Consider the following 16,342-nt stretch of genomic DNA (forward strand, 5'->3'; position numbering starts at 1 on the left):
CGGATTGGGTCATGGGCGGCACCTGTTCCTTGGCGTTCGGAGGAGAGCTATCGGCCAAGGAGGTGGACGTGTTCAAGCCGTGGGAGCTAGCAAAAGCTGAGCCGGGGATTATTGCAGCGACGAAAAGAGCCGGAGGTAGTGTCCAGAATCTTTCGCACTTTGTGCTTGGGGACTGGTGGCCGATCCGGTCAGGCAATCATCTCCTTCTGTCTGAGCAGCTGCATGTTCATGTAGCGCTTCAGTGACCACTTGGTTCCTGCGATGTGCCTCAACCTGGCCGCGGCCAGGTTGAGGGCCGATTGGCCGTCGGGGAAGGCGCCGACCACGCGGGTTCGCCTTCGGATCTCGCGCATGATCCGCTCCAAGGGGTTGTTGGTACGGATCCGGCGCCAGTGCTCGTCGGGGAAGGCGTAGTAGACCAGGGTCTCATCCACTGTCTCCTCGAGCCACTGGGCCACCTTGGCAAGCCGCATGGCCTTTAGCTTGGCGACGACCTCCGTCGCCTTGGCTTGGGCCGCCTCGCGGCTCTCCTGGGCATGGATCGCCTTGAGCATGAGCGAGACCTCGCGCATCTTGCTGCTCGGCACGTGGCTAAAGGCGTTCCTGTACCAGTGCACGACGCAGCGCTGCCATCGAGCCTCAGGATAGAACTCGGCCACGCTCTCCACGAGACCCAGGCAGGCATCCGAGACCACCAGCTCGACGCCCTTCAGCCCCCGCTCCTTGAGGTGCTTGAGGAACGCGCTCCAGCCTTTCTTGTCCTCCTTGGCACCCTCGCAGATACCGAGGATCTCCCGGTAGCCGTCGGCGTTCACGCCGATCGCCACCAGCAAGGAGACGTTCCTGACCTCACCGGCCCAGCTGCGCTTCAAGACGATGCCATCCAGGTAAAGGTAGGGGTGTGTCCCCGAGATCGGCCGGTTCCGCCAGGTCGCGATCTGGGCATAGATCTTCTTGTTCAGATTCGAGACCGTCCCTGGCGAGACCCGCGTACCCCACAGCGCCTCGGTGATATCCTCAACACGGCGAACCGAGACGCCGGCCAGATACATCTCGATTAGAGCCTCCTCGACCGAGCTCTCGCGCCGGCGATAGCGCTCGATGATCGCCGTCTCGAACGTCTGACGACGCAGCTTCGGGACCTTCAGTGTCACCTCGCCGGCCGTCGTGTGAAGCTTGCGATCGTAGCTGCCCGCCCGCGTGTCCTGACGAGCCTCCGTGCGCTCGTAACGCCCAGCACCCACAAGCCGATCCGCCTCGGCCTCGAGCAAGGCGTTCAACGTCTCCTCCACGCTGCCGCGCACGACGTGCTTCAGGTGATCTTGGATCCGCTCGTCGTCAATCCGGATGACGTTCGACAAACCCTTCGTGCTATCCTCTTCCATGGTGGCTCCTCTCCTCTGGGGCGGTTGATTTCGGCAAAACCAGCCTAACCAGATTCGGGGGCCACCAACCCCCACTCAAATGTGCGAAAGATTCTTTACGTCATCTCATCCATTGAAAAGCGGACGTCACTCCCCGGAAGGTCCGAAACTTGGGGCGAAGCGGGACTCGAACATCAGCCGGTGTCAGGGTCGTTCTCGGCTATACAGAGACACCCTAACTGGCCGCATGCTTTGTCCGGTTGCCCCGCTATGGCGGACACTTGGCACCGACGAAGAATACCGGCTTTGGCACGACGGGAGACATAGAACTGCGCTGGAACCGCTCTTTCCTCTGGTTCCAGCTCTTTCCGCGACCACAGTCCTCTACTGTCCCACCTTGATCCAGCTTCGCCCGCTTGAACTCTGACCGTCGGTTGGCCGACATTCATTCCCCGAGCACCGAGTACCGGGAGCCACCCCATGACCCAAGCCGCCTTCGGGTCCCTCCTGGGCGAAATCGCAACCGCCATCGCCGAGCGGCCGCTGGACGACGCGCTCCAGGCCTTCCTCAACGCCGAATACCCGGCCGAGGGCGAGGTGGTGGCGCGGATCGCGGCGCTCTGCGTGGAGGGCGAGGCCGAGGGCTGGGTCTGCGGGCGCGAGGCCGGGGGCATCGCCTTCGGGCGGGTGATCAGGCCGGGCGGCGCGGCCGGGCGCTTCTCGGTCGACGTGGTCCGCATGGCCGATATCGAGGGCCCGCACCACCGCCACCCCAAGGGCGAGATTGACCTGATCCTGCCCCTGGAGGGCGCGCCGGCCTTCGACGGCGTCGCCGCCGGCTGGTCCGTCTTCCCGCCGGGCAGCGCCCACCGCCCGACCGTCACCGGCGGCACCGCCCACGTCCTCTACCTCCTGCCCGAGGGCGAGATCGAGTTCACCGGGGCCTAGAGCGGGATGATTTGAAGTTAATTGGACTTCAAATCTGAATCCCGCTCTATTTCAACAGTTTAGAGCACGATTCAGATATGAGGTTGGTTCAACCTCATATCATCGTGCTCTAGGGGCGGGTCTTCTCTCGCTGCCCGGGTTCCCCTCCTCTGTCATCACCGGGCTTGACCCGGTGATCCATGGTGCAAGCGGCACGATGGATGCCCGGATCAAGTCCGGGCATGACAGCAGAGTGACGCCGCCGCCGCCGCGAGGTCCCGGCCGGCTGCCGCGGCCGCGCTCAGTGCTCGTGCAGCTTGCCGTCGAGCGCCTTGGCCTCCAGCTCCTTCTTCTGCGCGAGGTCGTTCAGGATCTCGAGATAGATCGACACGGCCTGCCCCCAGGTGCTGGTGACGCCGGCGGCGAGGGTCGCCGCAACGAGTTTCCTCTCGTCCATCTGAAAGCTCCGAAAGCGGAAAGGGCGAAGGACGTCAGGATGGCCGAGCGCCGCCGCCGCGGCAAGCCGGGCCCGGACGCAAAGGCCGGGCGCAAAGGCCGGGCGGGCAAGGCGGCCCTAGAGCGGGATGATTTGAAGTTAGTTGGACTTCAAATCTGAATCCCGCTCTATTTCAACAGTTTAGAGCACGATTCAGATATGAGGTTGGTTCAACCTCATATCATCGTGCTCTAGGGCGTGACGACCCGCCGCTCCCGTTCGCCGTGCAGGCGATCGCGTTCCTCCGAGAGCGCGTTGACCCTGACGATCACGGCGTCCAGCGCCGCGGTATCGAAGACGCGGGGGGTCTCGCCCGGTTCGAAGACGCGGTCGATCGATCTCTCCAGCTCCCGGAGGATGCGCTCCTCGACATCGAAGGCCTTCGGGTAATTGTCGACAAGGAGACCGATCATGATCTGCTGCCTGGCCGCGCCGATCCGTTCTGCGACCTTGGGGGAGCGAAAACGGCGGAGGGTCTCGGGCAGGTTCTCCCGCCCGTCCTCGACCCGCTCGAAGCCGCGGCGGATCCAGCGCGCGGCGAGGGCCTTGTTCTCCGCGACCTCGCGCCGCGGACCGGTGCCGTGCGCCGCGTATCCGCCCTCTATCATCGCGCGCAGGGCCTCCAACTGCGATTTCCGCGCCGCCATGAGGTGGTAGCTCGGAAAGCGGTCGTCCTGCGCCGCCAGCTCTTCGTCGATGAGGACGAGCTGCTGGTCCAGCTGCCAGCGGGCGTAGCGGCCCCGTTTGATGTCGGTGTTGATGATGCCCGCCAGGTTCCCGCCGATCGCGTCGGCCAGAAGGTCTTCGCCGGCCTCGATGAAGCTGCGGGCCCAATCCCGATACCCCTGCGCGATGGCGATCAGGGTCTCCATGCGATCGCGATGATCCTCCGTGACGAGCTCATCCGGGATCCGGACCCTGCGCGCCAGCGCGGCGCTCAGCCGGTCGAACTCGGGCCGAAGCTCGGCCGAGAGCCGCCGGCCCTGCGCGACGGCCGTGACCGGCGCCATCGCCCGGTCCCGCAGGGCCCTGGCGAGGTCCTGATACCCGACCGTCCGCGTGATCAGGGCATCGAATCGCCGGCTGATGTCCTTAACCTGCCCCGCATAGGCGGCGGTCCTGGCCAGGTTTTGACGCTCTTCCGGCGTGACGGGCGGCCGGCTGCAGGCCAGCAGCAGCCCGAGCAGGACGAGAAGGGGCGCGCCCCGGCCTATCCTCTGCAACGACAGCATGGTCCCCCTCGTCCTGGTTGCAACTCACCGTAGCGCGGACTCCTAAAGAATCGCCGAATCCCCGGCCCCGCGGCGGCGCCGCCCCCCGCCCGCCGCCTCGTGCCCAAGGGCGAGGTCGCGCTCACCGGGGACCAGGAGCTGCCCACTTCTCGACTGTCATGCCCGGACTTGATCCGGGCATCCATCGTGCCGCTGCTCCAGGGATCACCGGGTCGCGCGAAGCGGTGCGAAGCACCGGGCTACGCCCCGTACGCGCCCCGCTGATGACAGCTGAGAAATCCGGCATGACGGCCGAGGCGTGGCGGCGCCGGCGCCGGGCGCCATCGAATGGGTCGTTGTCAACGCGCCTTGGTATTAAGCGGCATGGAGTCGACTCGTCTTTCCGCGCCCCTTTGCGCAGAAATCCCGTGCCGTCGACCTGACTTAAACCTGCGAAGCTGCAGATTAAAACTTTGACGGGCATCAAGGTAAGGGCGGTTCTCCTGCGCTAGTCTTCGCACAAGAATGAACAGAATAATCTCATAGGAGGAGGGCATGAGACGGGTGACTTTTCCAGGGATCGTGATGCTGGGCGCGCTGCTTCTCGCGGCACCGCTGTTGTCCGGCTGCTCGGTCGGGATGGCCGCGGCGGGCACGGAGGATCCCAATCTGGCGGTCTGCAAGGCGGGCGCCACCAGGCTCGACATCGAGCGGGAACTGGGCGGGCCCAGGGACACGACCCAGCACGACGACGGCTCCCTGGAGTGCGTCTATGAATACGAGATCGGCAACGAGCCTTCGCCCGGGCGCGCGGTCGTGCATGGCACCTTGGATGTCTTGACCTTCGGGATCTGGGAGCTCGTCGGCACCCCGATCGAGGCCCTGCAGGGCACGAAGTACGAGATGACCGTGGTCTACGGCCCCGACGGGATCGCCAAGTCGGTCAAGACCGAGAAGCTCGATACCACGCCGCCCAAGGACGACGAGAGCTGACGAACATCGGGGGCCTGCGCGGTGGCGCGGCCGCCGGGCCCCATCCCTCCCGCGGGCGGCGGTCGCCCGCCCTTTTGCAGTGCCGATCAGGTCCGGGATTCCGAGTATTTGACGTCCTGGACGACGCCGTCGGCCCCCAGGAGCACCTGCAGGACCGTCGCCCCCTGGTGGACGTCCATCTCCAGGAAGCCGACGGAGACCTGGGTGTGCGAGTAGGAATAGACCAGGGCCCGCTCGGCCGGCGCATCGATCAGGGGCCGGGCGAGCTCGCCGTTCGGCGGGCCCATCATGGCGATCACGTCTTCTCTGGTCGACTCCCCGACCTCGATGTCCCGGCGCTTGCCCGGATCGAAGCTGGTGTGGTCCACGGGATAGGAGCTGACGAACTCGTAGCCGACGAGGCCGCGCTCGACGAAGTGGCAGACCAGGACGCGCGCCGGCGTGGCGCCGCCGACCACGGCCTCTTCGGTGCTGGAGTAGGAATAGACGATCATGTCGACCATCCGGCCGTCGCGCTGCTGGGAGCCGGTCGACCAGGGCTTGCCGTAGCGCGCCAGGACCTCGCTCTCCGTGGTCTGCCCGATCACCAGGGAGCCGCGCGCGGGCCGGACGAAATCCCGCCCCGAGGAGGCCGTGCAAGCGGTCAGGAGCGAGACGAAAGCGAGCGCGAAGACCGCGCGCCAACCCACGCCTTGCGTCGGCGTAAAGAGGTAATTTTTCTGAAATGCGCGCCCTCTTGTCATGACGGCGACCCCCTTAAGTTGTGGCAAACTTGGGTCTTCTACGCCGGCCTCCACTGTCGTCGAATGGTCATAAAGGTGTTCTTTCGGCCGAAGACAACCTCGTAGATCCGGCCATAGTTGGCGCCATGAAGCCATGACGGAGATCATGCTTTTCGCCGATTGAACGGCGCCGGAAACGGTCGCTTGCGGGCCGGTCTCCGCCCTTCTCGATCGAGCCCGGACTGCCTCCAAGGGCCGACGCCCCCCGCCCAAGCACGCGACCGCGTTCACGGTGAGGAGGGGCGGGAGGTCTCTCGCCGCCCGGGTTCCCCTCCTCTGTCATCACCGGACTTGATCCGGTGATCCATCGTGCCGCTGCGCCATGGATTGCCGCGTCAAGCCCGGCAATGACGGCGGTGTGGTGGAGGGGCGGCAGATTCCCCCTGCAGCTTTTCCGCTGGACGCGGGCCGCTGGTGCGCAAGAATCGCCCGACAACAAGAAACAGCCGAAAGGGGAGGCGCAAGGTGGAGTTTCCGCGCGACTACAACGCGGCGGTCGATTTCGTCGACCGCCACCTGGCGGAGGGCCGGGCCGGGAAGCTCGCCTTCGTCGATCCCGAGCGTGCGCTCACCTACGGCGAACTGGCCGCGGCCGCGGCTACCTCTACCTTCGCAACGATGTCCGGACCCAGTACTCGGTGGCGAGCTCGCTCGAGATCGTGACGGGCTGTACGACCACGATACCGAGCCCTCGGGTCCCCCTGGCCGGCGCGATCGCCCGGACTCCCGGCACCAACGAGCTCGGCATCAGCCGGAGCCTGAGCGCCAGCGCCTGCCGCTTCAACGGGGCGTATGCGATCGACATCGTCCTGAACGTCCGCGTCTCGGAAGCCACGTCACCCGGCTCCGACACCGTCGAGCTCGGCCCGGACGGCGAAGGCCGCGTCTGCCTCGAGACGAAGTCCCTGACACCGACCGGCGACTGACACGACCGAGGTCACGGGGGAGGAGAGGCGGCTCCCCCGCTCTCGAGGTTCTCTTTCCTGTTATGGCCGGAGCGCGGTCGCGCGGCGCTTCCCGGCGGCTGGCCCGGATCAGTACAGTGAAGGACCCACCCCGCTCGAAGACCTTGCCGCCTGAAAGGCGCCCTCGACCCCACCCGCGACCGGAAGCCACAGCCCGACGGCCGCTTGCCGATGGGGCTGGGGAATGCGCCTAGAGCAGCCCGCGTTCAGGTGAACGCGGATAAGCTGCTCTACCTATATGGAATAGATCAAATTATCCCCGCTCAACTGATTCCAGTTGAACGGGGTTTGATCTAGAGCCGGATGACATGACGCCGATCCGGCTTCATGTCTGAATCCCGCTCACTTTCGATTTTCCAGAGCACGATTCAGACAGGAGGTCGATTCGACCTCATGTCATCGTGCTCTGGACGCCGTCGGAAGGTCGCGCTCCTCCATCGAGGCCTTCCACCACCGGATGAGCCCGGCCTTGTGATCGGCGATCGCGTTCACCGACTCCGCCATGAGGTCGACTTCGTCGCGGCTGCCGGGCCGCGTCGCGATCCGTTCTGTGGGGTCCTCGTCGGCCACGCGGCCGAGCAAGTCCATCATGCGCCGCAATGGCCGCGTGATCTGTAGGGTGATCCCCACGGCGAATAGGACGCCGAGCGCCGTCGCGGTCAGCACCATCCAGAGCATGTTCCTCGCATTGGACCGCGACGATGACTCGATCTTCGCCGTGATCTCGGCCTCCAGTCGATCGGCCGCCTCAACTTCGCTGTTCACTGTTGGCACGATCGAATCGGCCGCCGCGCGCATCTCCTTCGACAGCCGGTCGATCCGATCGTTCTGTTCGACCAGAGCAAGGAAATCCCTGCGGTACTGATTCAGCAAGGCAGTCAGCCTGGATTTGTCCTCTTGCGATATGTCGGATCCTTCAACCTGATCGGTGATGCCTTGCCATTCGCGCAGCGCCATCTCGACGTACTGCTTGTCGTCCCTGAGAAGGTAGTCCTTCTCGCGGCGTCGAAGTTGAAGGATATTGGTCTCCATATCGGGGATGTAATGCGCCCGCAGGATTGCTTCGATCCGGTGCGCGGCGTCCCGGAACGGCCCTTTGCCTCCTTGAATGTTCTCCTGCGCCAAGACCCTTTCGCTGTAGCCCTGGAAACTCCGCTCATAGGCGCCGAGCTCTTCGATGAGCGCGGACTTGATGCCTGGCGCCAGTCCCGAGTCCTCGACATCCTGGCGGAGCCCCGCGAGGAGCGTGAAGACCTGGTTGCGGTAGGCCTCTTCCCGTCTCAGGCCGAGATCCTTTTCTCGCCGGCGGACCTGCAACAGTTGCAGATAGGGGCTGCTGACCTTGAACTCTCCGGCGAGGTCTTCCAGTTCGTGGACCACGTCGCGGAAAGCGCCCTGCAGGCCGGAATTGTGGTCCAGCCCCTTCTTGCGCCAAGCCTCCGCAATCGCCTCGAAGCGCTCATGGTAGACCTCGATCAGCCCCGCGAATTCCCGGGCGACCTCGCGGGAGTCCTCGTCGATCCGGCCCAGGTCCGCCGTCAGCGCGCGGACCGCCTCGACGCGGTCCGACACCTCGGTCGCGAAGGCCTCGTCGCGATGCAGTAGGAAGTTCTTCTCAGCGCGACGGGCTTCCAGCATGCCGGCCTGGATCTCGAGCAAGAGGTCCTTTCTGGCGTCATGGACATCGATCAGCATTCGATAGTCGGCGAGCGAGCGTTCCAGGGTGCTGTGGTATTGCCAGATGACCGCCAGAAAGAGCAGGCCGACCAAACCGAAACTGATTCCGATCTTCTCGCCGATACGCAGTTTTCTGAAGAGATTTACCATCGTCTTGCCCTCGCATAGGCCGGTGAGATCCCGGAGGCCGCCGCCTCCTCACGGCACAGGAAAAACCCTTGGCACGACTGACGGCCGGTCGCATTGAGTCAGATCATGCGGCGGAAGCCCGCCCCGGCCTCCGGCTTTCGGGGCTGAGGGGTCCGGTCTAGCACCCTTTCCGGCTGTGCTTTGAATGCGGCAGGGAAGGCGAACTATGACCCCAGTCGGAAGTCGATGACATCGAGCCCCTAGTGCTTAGCAACACTGCTTGATGTGCGTCATTGCATCGAAATCAAGCCCACCGAAAAGTCGGTCACCATTTCAATTCAGAGAGCCGGGGCGGGCGTCAATGCTCCCATTCTGTCTTGTCCGCCGGCGGATAGCCGGATTGATAACGGTGGTTGCCTCCTTGCTCACAGGGGGATGCTTTCCGTTGGGAACAATAGAATCTGATGTGCCGGAAGAGGTGGATTCGGCAGTGGTTCAGCTTAACAAAGGAGTCACACAGGCCGAAGTCCGAGAAATTCTCGGCTCGCCGTACTTCCAGAACGAACCCCTTCGCATCGAAGCCTACCGCAAGTCTGGATCTGACTACCGCGGTATGTGGGCTATCGTCATGCCGGTGTGGGAGGCCGTCGACAGACACGCATACCATTTCTTCATCGCCTACGATGAGAGGTGGAAAGTCCTTGACTGGCAGGTGGGGGCCGGCTCGGGCCGAGTAGAGGTGGCAGACTTCGTGCTCGTTGCCGCATCGAACCGCATAGGCCCCTTTGTGCAACACACTCGCCCAGAGGTCCTCCTTGCCACGAAGCAGATGAGCCAGGAGGCGTTGTCAAAGCCACCGAGGCCAGGCACGTGCGCACTGGTACTTCTGTCAGACCCCTCTGCGATGGAACGTGTGCTAGTCGACGGCGTCGAGTTGGTCGATCATGGCTGGGCGACACGTTGGAAAAGACTGTCCGATACGTTCTCAAGGCACGAGGTTGATGCCGGAGAGCACGCGCTTGAAGTCGCTCAGCAAAGCGTGTCAGGGAGGTTTCGCCAGAAGTTCTCATGCAGTTCTGGAACATTCACATTTGTAAGACTTGAGGCTCAGATCATCCCTGACTTCTGGACTTTGTGGGGATTCGCCCAGGAAGGGCAGATTGTCATCACGACAGAACCTCCACCAAACACGAACGAGTTGCGGCAGATCCTTGCGAACGGCGATGACTGGTATGGTTTTCCCGAGAACCATTATGCAATCGCAGCAGATCATCGGGCGAATGCTCCCGACCCTGGAACTAAGAGCAGGGAGCCTTAACGGCAAGTTCTGGCTAAACCGCGAAGTCGTGATTGGTCGGAGGCTTTGTCCGCTTGTTCCTCAATAGGAGACATTCGTTGCCGGTGATGAACAGGAGCGTCGGTTCAACGGCGGATTTGGAGCTGCGCCGCAGCGCCGCGCGCTTTCCAGTCCGGCTCTTTTCGTCGCTGCAATAATCCCCGGCTCAGCTTTTGCTAGCTCCCACGGCTTGAACACGTCCACCTCCTTGGCCGATAGCTCTCCTCCGAACGCCAAGGAACAGGTGCCGCCCATGACCCAATCCGCTTTCGAACCCTCATCGGCGAGATCGCAACGGCCATCGCCGAGCGGCCGCTAGACGACGACCTCCAGGCCTTCCTCAACGCCGCGTACCCCGCCAGGGGCGAGGTGGTGGCGCGGACCGCGGCGCTCTGCCAGGAGGGCGAGGCCGAGGGCTGGGTCTGCGGGCGCGAGGCCGGGGGCATCGCCTTCGGCCGGGTGATCAGGCCGGGCGGCGCGGCCCGGCGCTTCTCCGTCGACGTCGTCCGCATGGCGGACATCGAGGGCCCGCACCACCGCCACCCCCCAATCGCCAGTTCGGGGGCGAGATCGACCTGATCCTGCCCCTAGAGGGCGCGCCGGCCTTCGACGGTGTGACCGCCGGCTGGTCCGTCTTCCCGCCGGGGAGCGCTCACCGCCCGACCGTCACCGGCGGCTGCGCCCACGTCCTCTACCTCCTGCCTGACGGCGAGATCGATTTCACCGGGGACTAGGGGCGGGCCTTCTCTCGCTGCCCGGGTTCCCCTCCTCTGTCATCACCGGGCTTGACCCGGTGATCCATCGTGCCGCTGCGACATGGATTGCCGGGTCAAGCCCGGCAATGACAGCGGTGTGGTGGGTCGTGGCAGCGCCCCCTGAACCTTTTCCACTGGACGCGGGCCGCCGAAAGGCAAGAATCTTCCCACAACCAAGAACAAGGCAAAGGGGAGGCGCAAGGTGGAGTTTCCGCGCGACTACAACGCGGCGGTCGATTTCGTCGACCGCCACCTGGCGGAGGGCCGGGCCGGGAAGGCGGCCTTCGTCGATCCCGAGCGTGCGCTCACCTACGGCGAGCTGGCCGCGGCCTGCAACCGCCTGGGCAACCTGCTCGCCGACGCCGGCATCGGTCGCGAGGCCCGGGTCGCAATGCTGGTCCTCGACACCGTCGACTTCCCGGTGATCTTCTGGGGCGCGATCAAGGCCGGGGTGGTGCCGGTCGCCCTCAACACCCTGCTCACCACCGAGCACGAAAAAGGCGGACACTAACGCGTCCGCCTTCCTCTCAAGAACAATAGAGATTTTTTGCCTTTGAAAGGCTTGTTAACGGGTAGTGCTCGATCCCTAAGCGGCTAACTTGGGAGCCCACCGAATAGCAAGCGCGGCGGGCTTTTTCTCCACCCAGATTGAATCTAACGTGTCTTCGTCTCTTGTCAACAATAGATGCTTGGCTTGCTATTTGATTGCTGTTTGGAGTTAGAATTACAAAATTGTTCTTTTGAAAGGGCGTCATATAGGAGAAAGGTCTTATGTATCGCTTGGGCCTGGATCTGGGCACGAATTCCATCGGCTGGTGCGCATTGCGGTTGGATGAAGAAAACCAGCCCAATGGGATCTTGGCTGCTGGTGTGCGTCTCCTTACCCCTAATCAGGAAGCGGGACGCGATCCGCAGAGCAAGACTTCGCTTGCCGCCGACAGGCGCGCCGCACGTTCGGCCCGGCGCCGTCGGGACCGCTTCCTGCGCCGGCAAAAGCGGTTGATGAAGCTGCTGGTCGATGCAGGTCTGATGCCCGAAGACGAAGCCGGCCGCAAGAATCTCGAGTCTCTGAATCCCTACGAGCTCCGCGCAAGGGCCTTGGACGAAGCCCTGCAAGCGCACAGTCTTGGCCGCGCATTCTTTCATTTAAACCAGCGCCGAGGATTCAAATCCAACCGGATCGCCGATGCGGATGACTCCGACAAAGGAGTTGTGAAGGAGGGTATGCGTGCGCTGGAGGAGGCCTTGAAGGCGGACGGCGCTCGCACGCTTGGCGAGTTCCTTTGGCAACGCCACCGGAAGCGCAGGCCCGTTCGTTTCCGGCCCACGGCCAAGGGAAGCAAAGTTCTCTACGATCTCTATCCGAAGCGGGATCTGGTTGAGCACGAGATCGACGCCATCTGGACTGCTCAGAAACCTCACCACCCGCAACTGACGGACGAGTTGCTCGCGCAGATAAAATACGTCGTGATAGGCCAAAGGGACTTGAAGAAGCCGGCCGTCGGACGTTGCACTTTCCGGCCTGAGGAGCCACGTGCAGCCCGCGCCCTGCCGGTCTTTCAGCGGTTCCGGATTCTCCAGGACCTTTCCAGCCTCGAGATCGAGCGCCCTGGCATCGGCAGCCGAAAGCTCTCCGTCCAGGAGCGCGATGCGCTGGCCAGCTTGCTTATGTCGCAAGCTTCCCAGGTCAAATTCGAAAAGATGCGCCGGGCGCTGAAGCTATCGGAGGACGCGCGCTTCAACTACGAAGCTAGCCACAGGAAGGGGTTCGATCCCGATCTGACGGCCGCGCGCCTCGCGCACAAAGACGCCTTCGGCAGAGGCTGGCGCTCTCTTGGGCGGGACCGGCAAAGCGAAATCGTCGAAAAGCTGCTGTCCACCGCCGACGAAGACGTTTTGCTCGCCTGGTTGGAGCAAGACTGCGGCCTAGAACCGGCGAAGGCCGAAGAGGCCGTCAACCTCCGGCTGCCCCAGGGACACTCCAACCTGGGCGGCACCATTCTGGTCGACCTCGTCGACGTCTTGGAGACCGAGCAGCGTGAGGCCATCGATCCGGCCACGGGCGAGATCTTCGCCGCCCCACTCACCTACGACGAGGCCGTGAACCGGCTCGGCCTGCATCATTCCGATCATCGTCCCGGTGAACTCCTGAAGGAGCTTCCGTACTACGGTGACGTGATGAAGCGTCATGTAATCGAGGATCTGAAGGCGCCCGAAGAAAGCCAGGATTTCAGAGGCCGGGTACCGAACCCGACGGTGCACATTGCGCTCAACCAGATGCGTCGCCTCGTCAATGCGCTGATTGCGGAGCACGGTCCGCCCAGACAGGTCGTCATAGAGCTAGCGCGGGAATTGAAATGGAACAAGAAGCGCAAGGAGGAATACAACCGCCAGCTTGCAGACAATACCAAGGCCAATGAACGCCGCCGCGTGAAGCTTGCGGAACTAGGACAGGACGACAACGGCGAGAACCGACTGCGCTTTCGCCTCTACGAGGAACTGCCGCCGGACGAACGTGTCTGTGTATATACGGGCAAGCCGATCAGCTACGGGATGTTGTTTTCGGACCAGGTCGAGATCGACCACATTCTGCCCTTCTCGAAGACACTGGACGATTCCTTCGCCAACAAGGTGCTCTGCCTTCGTGCGGCCAACCGGCGGAAGGGCAATCGTGCGCCGGCGGACGCTTACTCGGGTGACGAGCTCCGGGAGATCGCCGAACGCGCCGAGCGTCTATTCAGGCCGAAGACTTGGCGATTCCAGCCCGACGCCATGGAGCAATTCGAAGACAAGGGTGGTTGGCAGGCCCGCCACCTGACGGACACGCAGCACATGGCACGGCTGGCCAAGGCCTATCTCGCGCATGTCTGCCCGGACGTCTGGGCCGTGCCCGGCCGCATGACCGCCATGCTTCGTGGTCTCTGGGGTCTCAACGGTCTGTTGGGTAACGAACCGGCGGAGGAGAGGGCGAAGAGCCGAACGGACCACCGGCACCACGCCATCGACGCGTTCGTAATTGCCTGCACTGAACGCCGCCTGTTGCAGCGCATCGCCCAGGAAGCGGGCCGCGCCGAGGAGCTCCAACTCCACAGGCTTTTTGGGGTAGAGGGCGTGCCAGCGCCCTTTGACGGCTACCGCGACACCCTGCGTGAGGTGGTTCGGTCCATCTTGGTGTCACACAAGGCCGATCACGGGCCCCAGGGGCAACTGCATGAGGAAACCGCGTATGGCTCGGTGGACGAGGAAATCGACGGCAAGCGGTTCAACCTGGTCACACGCAAGCCTATTGCCTCCTTGACCGAACGAGAGATTTTCCAGGTCCGCGATCCCGCTTGGCGGGCCCGCCTCATGGATCTGGCTGAGAAGGTCAAGGTAGACGGGAGCAAGCTCTCCGAGGCGCTCGAAGAATTCGGCCGGAGACACGGCATCCGTCGCATCCGCGTCCTGAAGACCGAAAAATCGGCCATCACCGTCAGACATGGTAGCAGAAGGGAATACGAGAAGGCCTATGTGCCGGGGGACAATCACCGTATGGAGATATTTCAGTTGCCTGGCGGAGAGTGGGACGGTGAGGCGGTTTCGGTATTCCAGGCAAACCAGCATAGCTGGACGCCGGAATGGCGGAAGCGGCATCCTGACGCAAAGCTGATCATGCGTGTGCACAAGGGCGATGTGCTGGACGCGGAACTTGGCACAGCGTCACGATACTGGGTCGTCTACAGAATCAATCCGGCCGCCAACCGGTTCTGGGTCGCGCCGCATGAAGATGCCGGCGACCAATCGACACGCTCATGGCAAAGGCCGACCATCAAGAGACTGCAGGATTCCAACGCACGTCGCGTCCGGGTGGACACGCTGGGGCGGGTTCACCCGGTGGAGGAGCGGCCATGATCGGGAGGGTCGTGGAGATCGCGTCGGACGGACGGCACATCGCCAAGGACCGTGGGTTTATGGTCGTCCGGGAAGCCGGTGCGGAGGTTGGCCGGGTGCCGCTCGATGATCTGGCAGCGGTCATCGGCAACGCCCACGGACTGACGTACTCCACTAATCTGATCACGGCCTTGGCCGAACGCTCCGTGCCCTTTGTCCTCTGCGGTCCTCATCACCGGCCTGTGGCCTTTCTCTGGCCCGTCGAAAGCCACCACATGCAGGCCGGGCGCATGGCGGCCCAGGCCGCCGCGGCCAAGCCGTTGAAAAAGCGGCTCTGGCAACAGCTCGTTCGGGCCAAGATCGAACAGCAAGCGGCCGCTCTGCGCGCGGTTGGCGCCAAGGCGGGTGGCTTCGGGCTGCTGGCCCGGAAAGTCAAGTCCGGAGATCCCGAGAACGTGGAGGCCCAGGCGGCCCGCCGCTACTGGCCGTTGTTCTTCGGTCCGGAGTTCCGGCGGCAGACCGATGGCGGGGGCATCAATGCTTTGCTCAACTACGGATATGCGGTGTTGCGCGCGGGCACCGCGCGGGCCGTCATGGCAGCGGGCCTCCATCCCAGCCTGGGTCTTGCCCATGCCAACAGAAGCAATGCTTTCTGTCTGGTGGACGATTGCATGGAACCTTTTCGACCCGTCGCCGACCTGCTGGTGCACGACCTGTTTTCTTCGGGAGAGACCGACCTGACGAAGGACACGAAAGCCGCGCTGGCCCGCCTTCTGATCACGGACATGGCAACGGCGCAGGGCAGCACGCCGGTCCTCTCCTGTCTGGAGCGTCTCACCCTTTCGCTGGCTCGCTGTTTCGAGGGCCAATCGGCCGCGCTCGACTTGCCGATGCAGCCGCTGCCGTTGGAACAATCGCGAGCCCCATGACGGATCAACGTCCGGCCCTGAGCGGCTACCGAATCATGTGGCTCTATGTCATGTTCGATTTGCCGGTGGGCACCAAGGCCCAGCGCGGCGCTGCGACGAAATTCCGCCATTTCCTGCTGGACGAGGGATTCGAGATGGCGCAGTTCTCGGTGTATCTGCGGTTTGCGCCGAGCAAGGCGGCGGCCAGCGTTTATGTCGACCGCATCCGACGGAAGCTGCCTAAAGCAGGGAAAGTCCACATCGTTACAATCACCGACAAGCAGTACGGCAATGCGATCATACTCACGGGAAGAAAACAAGAACAGAGGCCCAAAAATCCGGAACAGTTCATCCTCTTTTGACGTTCTTCGGCTTGTTTGGCGCCTGCTTTGGCAAGAAAAATGGCCCTGCTTTGAGGGCCATAAGTCAACATCCAGTGTAGCCGCTTAGGGATCGAGCACCAGCCGCAACCATTTCGGCGCTGTATAACGGCTTCGAGTAAGTGTAGCCGCTTAGGGATCGAGCACCAGCCGCAACCGCGCGACGACGTGGAAACCCCGCGGCTGGAGTGTAGCCGCTTAGGGATCGAGCACCAGCCGCAACGAAGAGATCGCGCGGGAGATCGAGCGCCTCAGTGTAGCCGCTTAGGGATCGAGCACCAGCCGCAACGAAGTCCAGCCAAGCCGTGTTGGCGTCGTTAGTGTAGCCGCTTAGGGATCGAGCACCAGCCGCAACTGCCAGGTCTGCCGCAACCGGATCGCGCCCAGTGTAGCCGCTTAGGGATCGAGCACCAGCCGCAACAAGGCCGCGGCATGAGGCCCTGGCTCGTCGAGTGTAGCCGCTTAGGGATCGAGCACCAGCCGCAACCCACCAGGCGCCGCGGCGCTTCTGCTCCTCAGTGTAGCCGCTTAGGGATCGAGCACCAGCCG

15 protein-coding genes and 1 CRISPR repeat array are annotated in these 16,342 nt (G+C 63.4%); of the genes, 10 read left to right on the top strand and 5 right to left on the bottom strand.

Annotated features, from left to right (window positions below):
• Positions 1 to 188: 188 nt before the first annotated feature.
• Entirely contained in the window at positions 189 to 1,385 is a 1,197-nt protein-coding gene (locus QNJ30_27125; GenBank protein ID MDJ0947142.1) for an IS256 family transposase, read from the bottom strand.
• A gap of 459 nt (positions 1,386 to 1,844) precedes the next feature.
• Between QNJ30_27125 and QNJ30_27130 the strand changes: the two genes are divergently transcribed.
• Positions 1,845 to 2,312, top strand: coding sequence for a DUF4863 family protein (locus QNJ30_27130; GenBank protein ID MDJ0947143.1), 468 nt, complete (start codon positions 1,845 to 1,847; stop codon positions 2,310 to 2,312).
• Positions 2,313 to 2,592: 280 nt separating this feature from the next.
• Here the strand turns inward: QNJ30_27130 and QNJ30_27135 are convergent, their stop codons facing one another.
• Together QNJ30_27135 and QNJ30_27140 are read right to left on the bottom strand one after the other, a co-directional pair.
• Positions 2,593 to 2,748, bottom strand: coding sequence for a hypothetical protein (locus QNJ30_27135; protein ID MDJ0947144.1), 156 nt, complete (start codon positions 2,746 to 2,748; stop codon positions 2,593 to 2,595).
• 230 nt (positions 2,749 to 2,978) lie between these two features.
• Positions 2,979 to 4,019 carry a hypothetical protein gene (locus QNJ30_27140; GenBank protein MDJ0947145.1) on the bottom strand — a complete coding sequence of 347 codons (1,041 nt, stop codon included), beginning with the start codon at positions 4,017 to 4,019 and terminating at the stop codon, positions 2,979 to 2,981.
• 534 nt (positions 4,020 to 4,553) lie between these two features.
• On the opposite strand from QNJ30_27140, the gene QNJ30_27145 reads away from it, so the two are divergent.
• Entirely contained in the window at positions 4,554 to 4,991 is a 438-nt protein-coding gene (locus tag QNJ30_27145; protein MDJ0947146.1) for a hypothetical protein, read from the top strand.
• Positions 4,992 to 5,077: 86 nt separating this feature from the next.
• Here QNJ30_27145 and QNJ30_27150 read toward each other — a convergent pair whose 3' ends face one another.
• Complete coding sequence (locus tag QNJ30_27150; protein ID MDJ0947147.1) at positions 5,078 to 5,680, bottom strand: hypothetical protein; 603 nt, start codon at positions 5,678 to 5,680, stop codon at positions 5,078 to 5,080.
• A gap of 558 nt (positions 5,681 to 6,238) precedes the next feature.
• On the opposite strand from QNJ30_27150, the gene QNJ30_27155 reads away from it, so the two are divergent.
• Both QNJ30_27155 and QNJ30_27160 read left to right on the top strand, forming a co-directional pair.
• Positions 6,239 to 6,436, top strand: a complete 198-nt coding sequence (locus QNJ30_27155) for a hypothetical protein (GenBank protein ID MDJ0947148.1) — start codon at positions 6,239 to 6,241, stop codon at positions 6,434 to 6,436.
• Entirely contained in the window at positions 6,412 to 6,699 is a 288-nt protein-coding gene (locus tag QNJ30_27160) for a hypothetical protein (GenBank protein ID MDJ0947149.1), read from the top strand. The genes QNJ30_27155 and QNJ30_27160 overlap by 25 nt, the downstream gene beginning before the upstream one ends.
• Before the next feature lie 435 nt (positions 6,700 to 7,134).
• On the opposite strand, the gene QNJ30_27165 is transcribed toward QNJ30_27160, so the two are convergent.
• Complete coding sequence (locus tag QNJ30_27165; protein MDJ0947150.1) at positions 7,135 to 8,565, bottom strand: HAMP domain-containing protein; 1,431 nt, start codon at positions 8,563 to 8,565, stop codon at positions 7,135 to 7,137.
• A 424-nt stretch (positions 8,566 to 8,989) separates the two neighbouring features.
• On the opposite strand from QNJ30_27165, the gene QNJ30_27170 reads away from it, so the two are divergent.
• From QNJ30_27170 to cas2, 6 genes are all read left to right on the top strand, one after another.
• Complete coding sequence (locus QNJ30_27170) at positions 8,990 to 9,862, top strand: hypothetical protein (GenBank protein MDJ0947151.1); 873 nt, start codon at positions 8,990 to 8,992, stop codon at positions 9,860 to 9,862.
• A 306-nt stretch (positions 9,863 to 10,168) separates the two neighbouring features.
• Positions 10,169 to 10,459: a DUF4863 family protein gene (locus QNJ30_27175; protein MDJ0947152.1), complete on the top strand. Its 291-nt coding sequence runs from the start codon at positions 10,169 to 10,171 to the stop codon at positions 10,457 to 10,459.
• Positions 10,460 to 10,837: 378 nt separating this feature from the next.
• A complete protein-coding gene (locus QNJ30_27180) occupies positions 10,838 to 11,146 on the top strand; it encodes an AMP-binding protein (protein ID MDJ0947153.1) in 309 nt (102 codons plus the stop codon).
• A 260-nt stretch (positions 11,147 to 11,406) separates the two neighbouring features.
• Positions 11,407 to 14,526: a type II CRISPR RNA-guided endonuclease Cas9 gene (gene cas9, locus QNJ30_27185; protein ID MDJ0947154.1), complete on the top strand. Its 3,120-nt coding sequence runs from the start codon at positions 11,407 to 11,409 to the stop codon at positions 14,524 to 14,526.
• On the top strand, positions 14,523 to 15,434 hold the full coding sequence (cas1, locus tag QNJ30_27190) for a type II CRISPR-associated endonuclease Cas1 (GenBank protein MDJ0947155.1): 912 nt from the start codon (positions 14,523 to 14,525) through the stop codon (positions 15,432 to 15,434). Before cas9 ends, cas1 begins: the two co-directional genes overlap by 4 nt.
• A complete protein-coding gene (gene cas2 / locus QNJ30_27195) occupies positions 15,431 to 15,775 on the top strand; it encodes a CRISPR-associated endonuclease Cas2 (protein MDJ0947156.1) in 345 nt (114 codons plus the stop codon). Before cas1 ends, cas2 begins: the two co-directional genes overlap by 4 nt.
• Before the next feature lie 73 nt (positions 15,776 to 15,848).
• A CRISPR array of direct repeats spans positions 15,849 to 16,341; the repeat unit is 31 nt; unit sequence AGTGTAGCCGCTTAGGGATCGAGCACCAGCC.
• The last annotated feature ends 1 nt before the right edge of the window (position 16,342 follow it).

The sequence above is a fragment of the Kiloniellales bacterium genome (assembly GCA_030066685.1).
Taxonomy (GTDB): domain Bacteria; phylum Pseudomonadota; class Alphaproteobacteria; order Kiloniellales; family JAKSBE01; genus JAKSBE01.

Excerpts from the sequence above, each read along its gene's own strand:
- QNJ30_27125 (MDJ0947142.1), bottom strand. The coding sequence starts at position 1,385 with ATGGAAGAGGATAGCACGAAGGGTTTGTCGAACGTCATCCGGATTGAC.
- QNJ30_27130 (MDJ0947143.1), top strand. The coding sequence starts at position 1,845 with ATGACCCAAGCCGCCTTCGGGTCCCTCCTGGGCGAAATCGCAACCGCC.
- QNJ30_27135 (MDJ0947144.1), bottom strand. The coding sequence starts at position 2,748 with ATGGACGAGAGGAAACTCGTTGCGGCGACCCTCGCCGCCGGCGTCACC.
- QNJ30_27140 (MDJ0947145.1), bottom strand. The coding sequence starts at position 4,019 with ATGCTGTCGTTGCAGAGGATAGGCCGGGGCGCGCCCCTTCTCGTCCTG.
- QNJ30_27145 (MDJ0947146.1), top strand. The coding sequence starts at position 4,554 with ATGAGACGGGTGACTTTTCCAGGGATCGTGATGCTGGGCGCGCTGCTT.
- QNJ30_27165 (MDJ0947150.1), bottom strand. The coding sequence starts at position 8,565 with ATGGTAAATCTCTTCAGAAAACTGCGTATCGGCGAGAAGATCGGAATC.
- cas9 (MDJ0947154.1), top strand. The coding sequence starts at position 11,407 with ATGTATCGCTTGGGCCTGGATCTGGGCACGAATTCCATCGGCTGGTGC.
- cas1 (MDJ0947155.1), top strand. The coding sequence starts at position 14,523 with ATGATCGGGAGGGTCGTGGAGATCGCGTCGGACGGACGGCACATCGCC.
- cas2 (MDJ0947156.1), top strand. The coding sequence starts at position 15,431 with ATGACGGATCAACGTCCGGCCCTGAGCGGCTACCGAATCATGTGGCTC.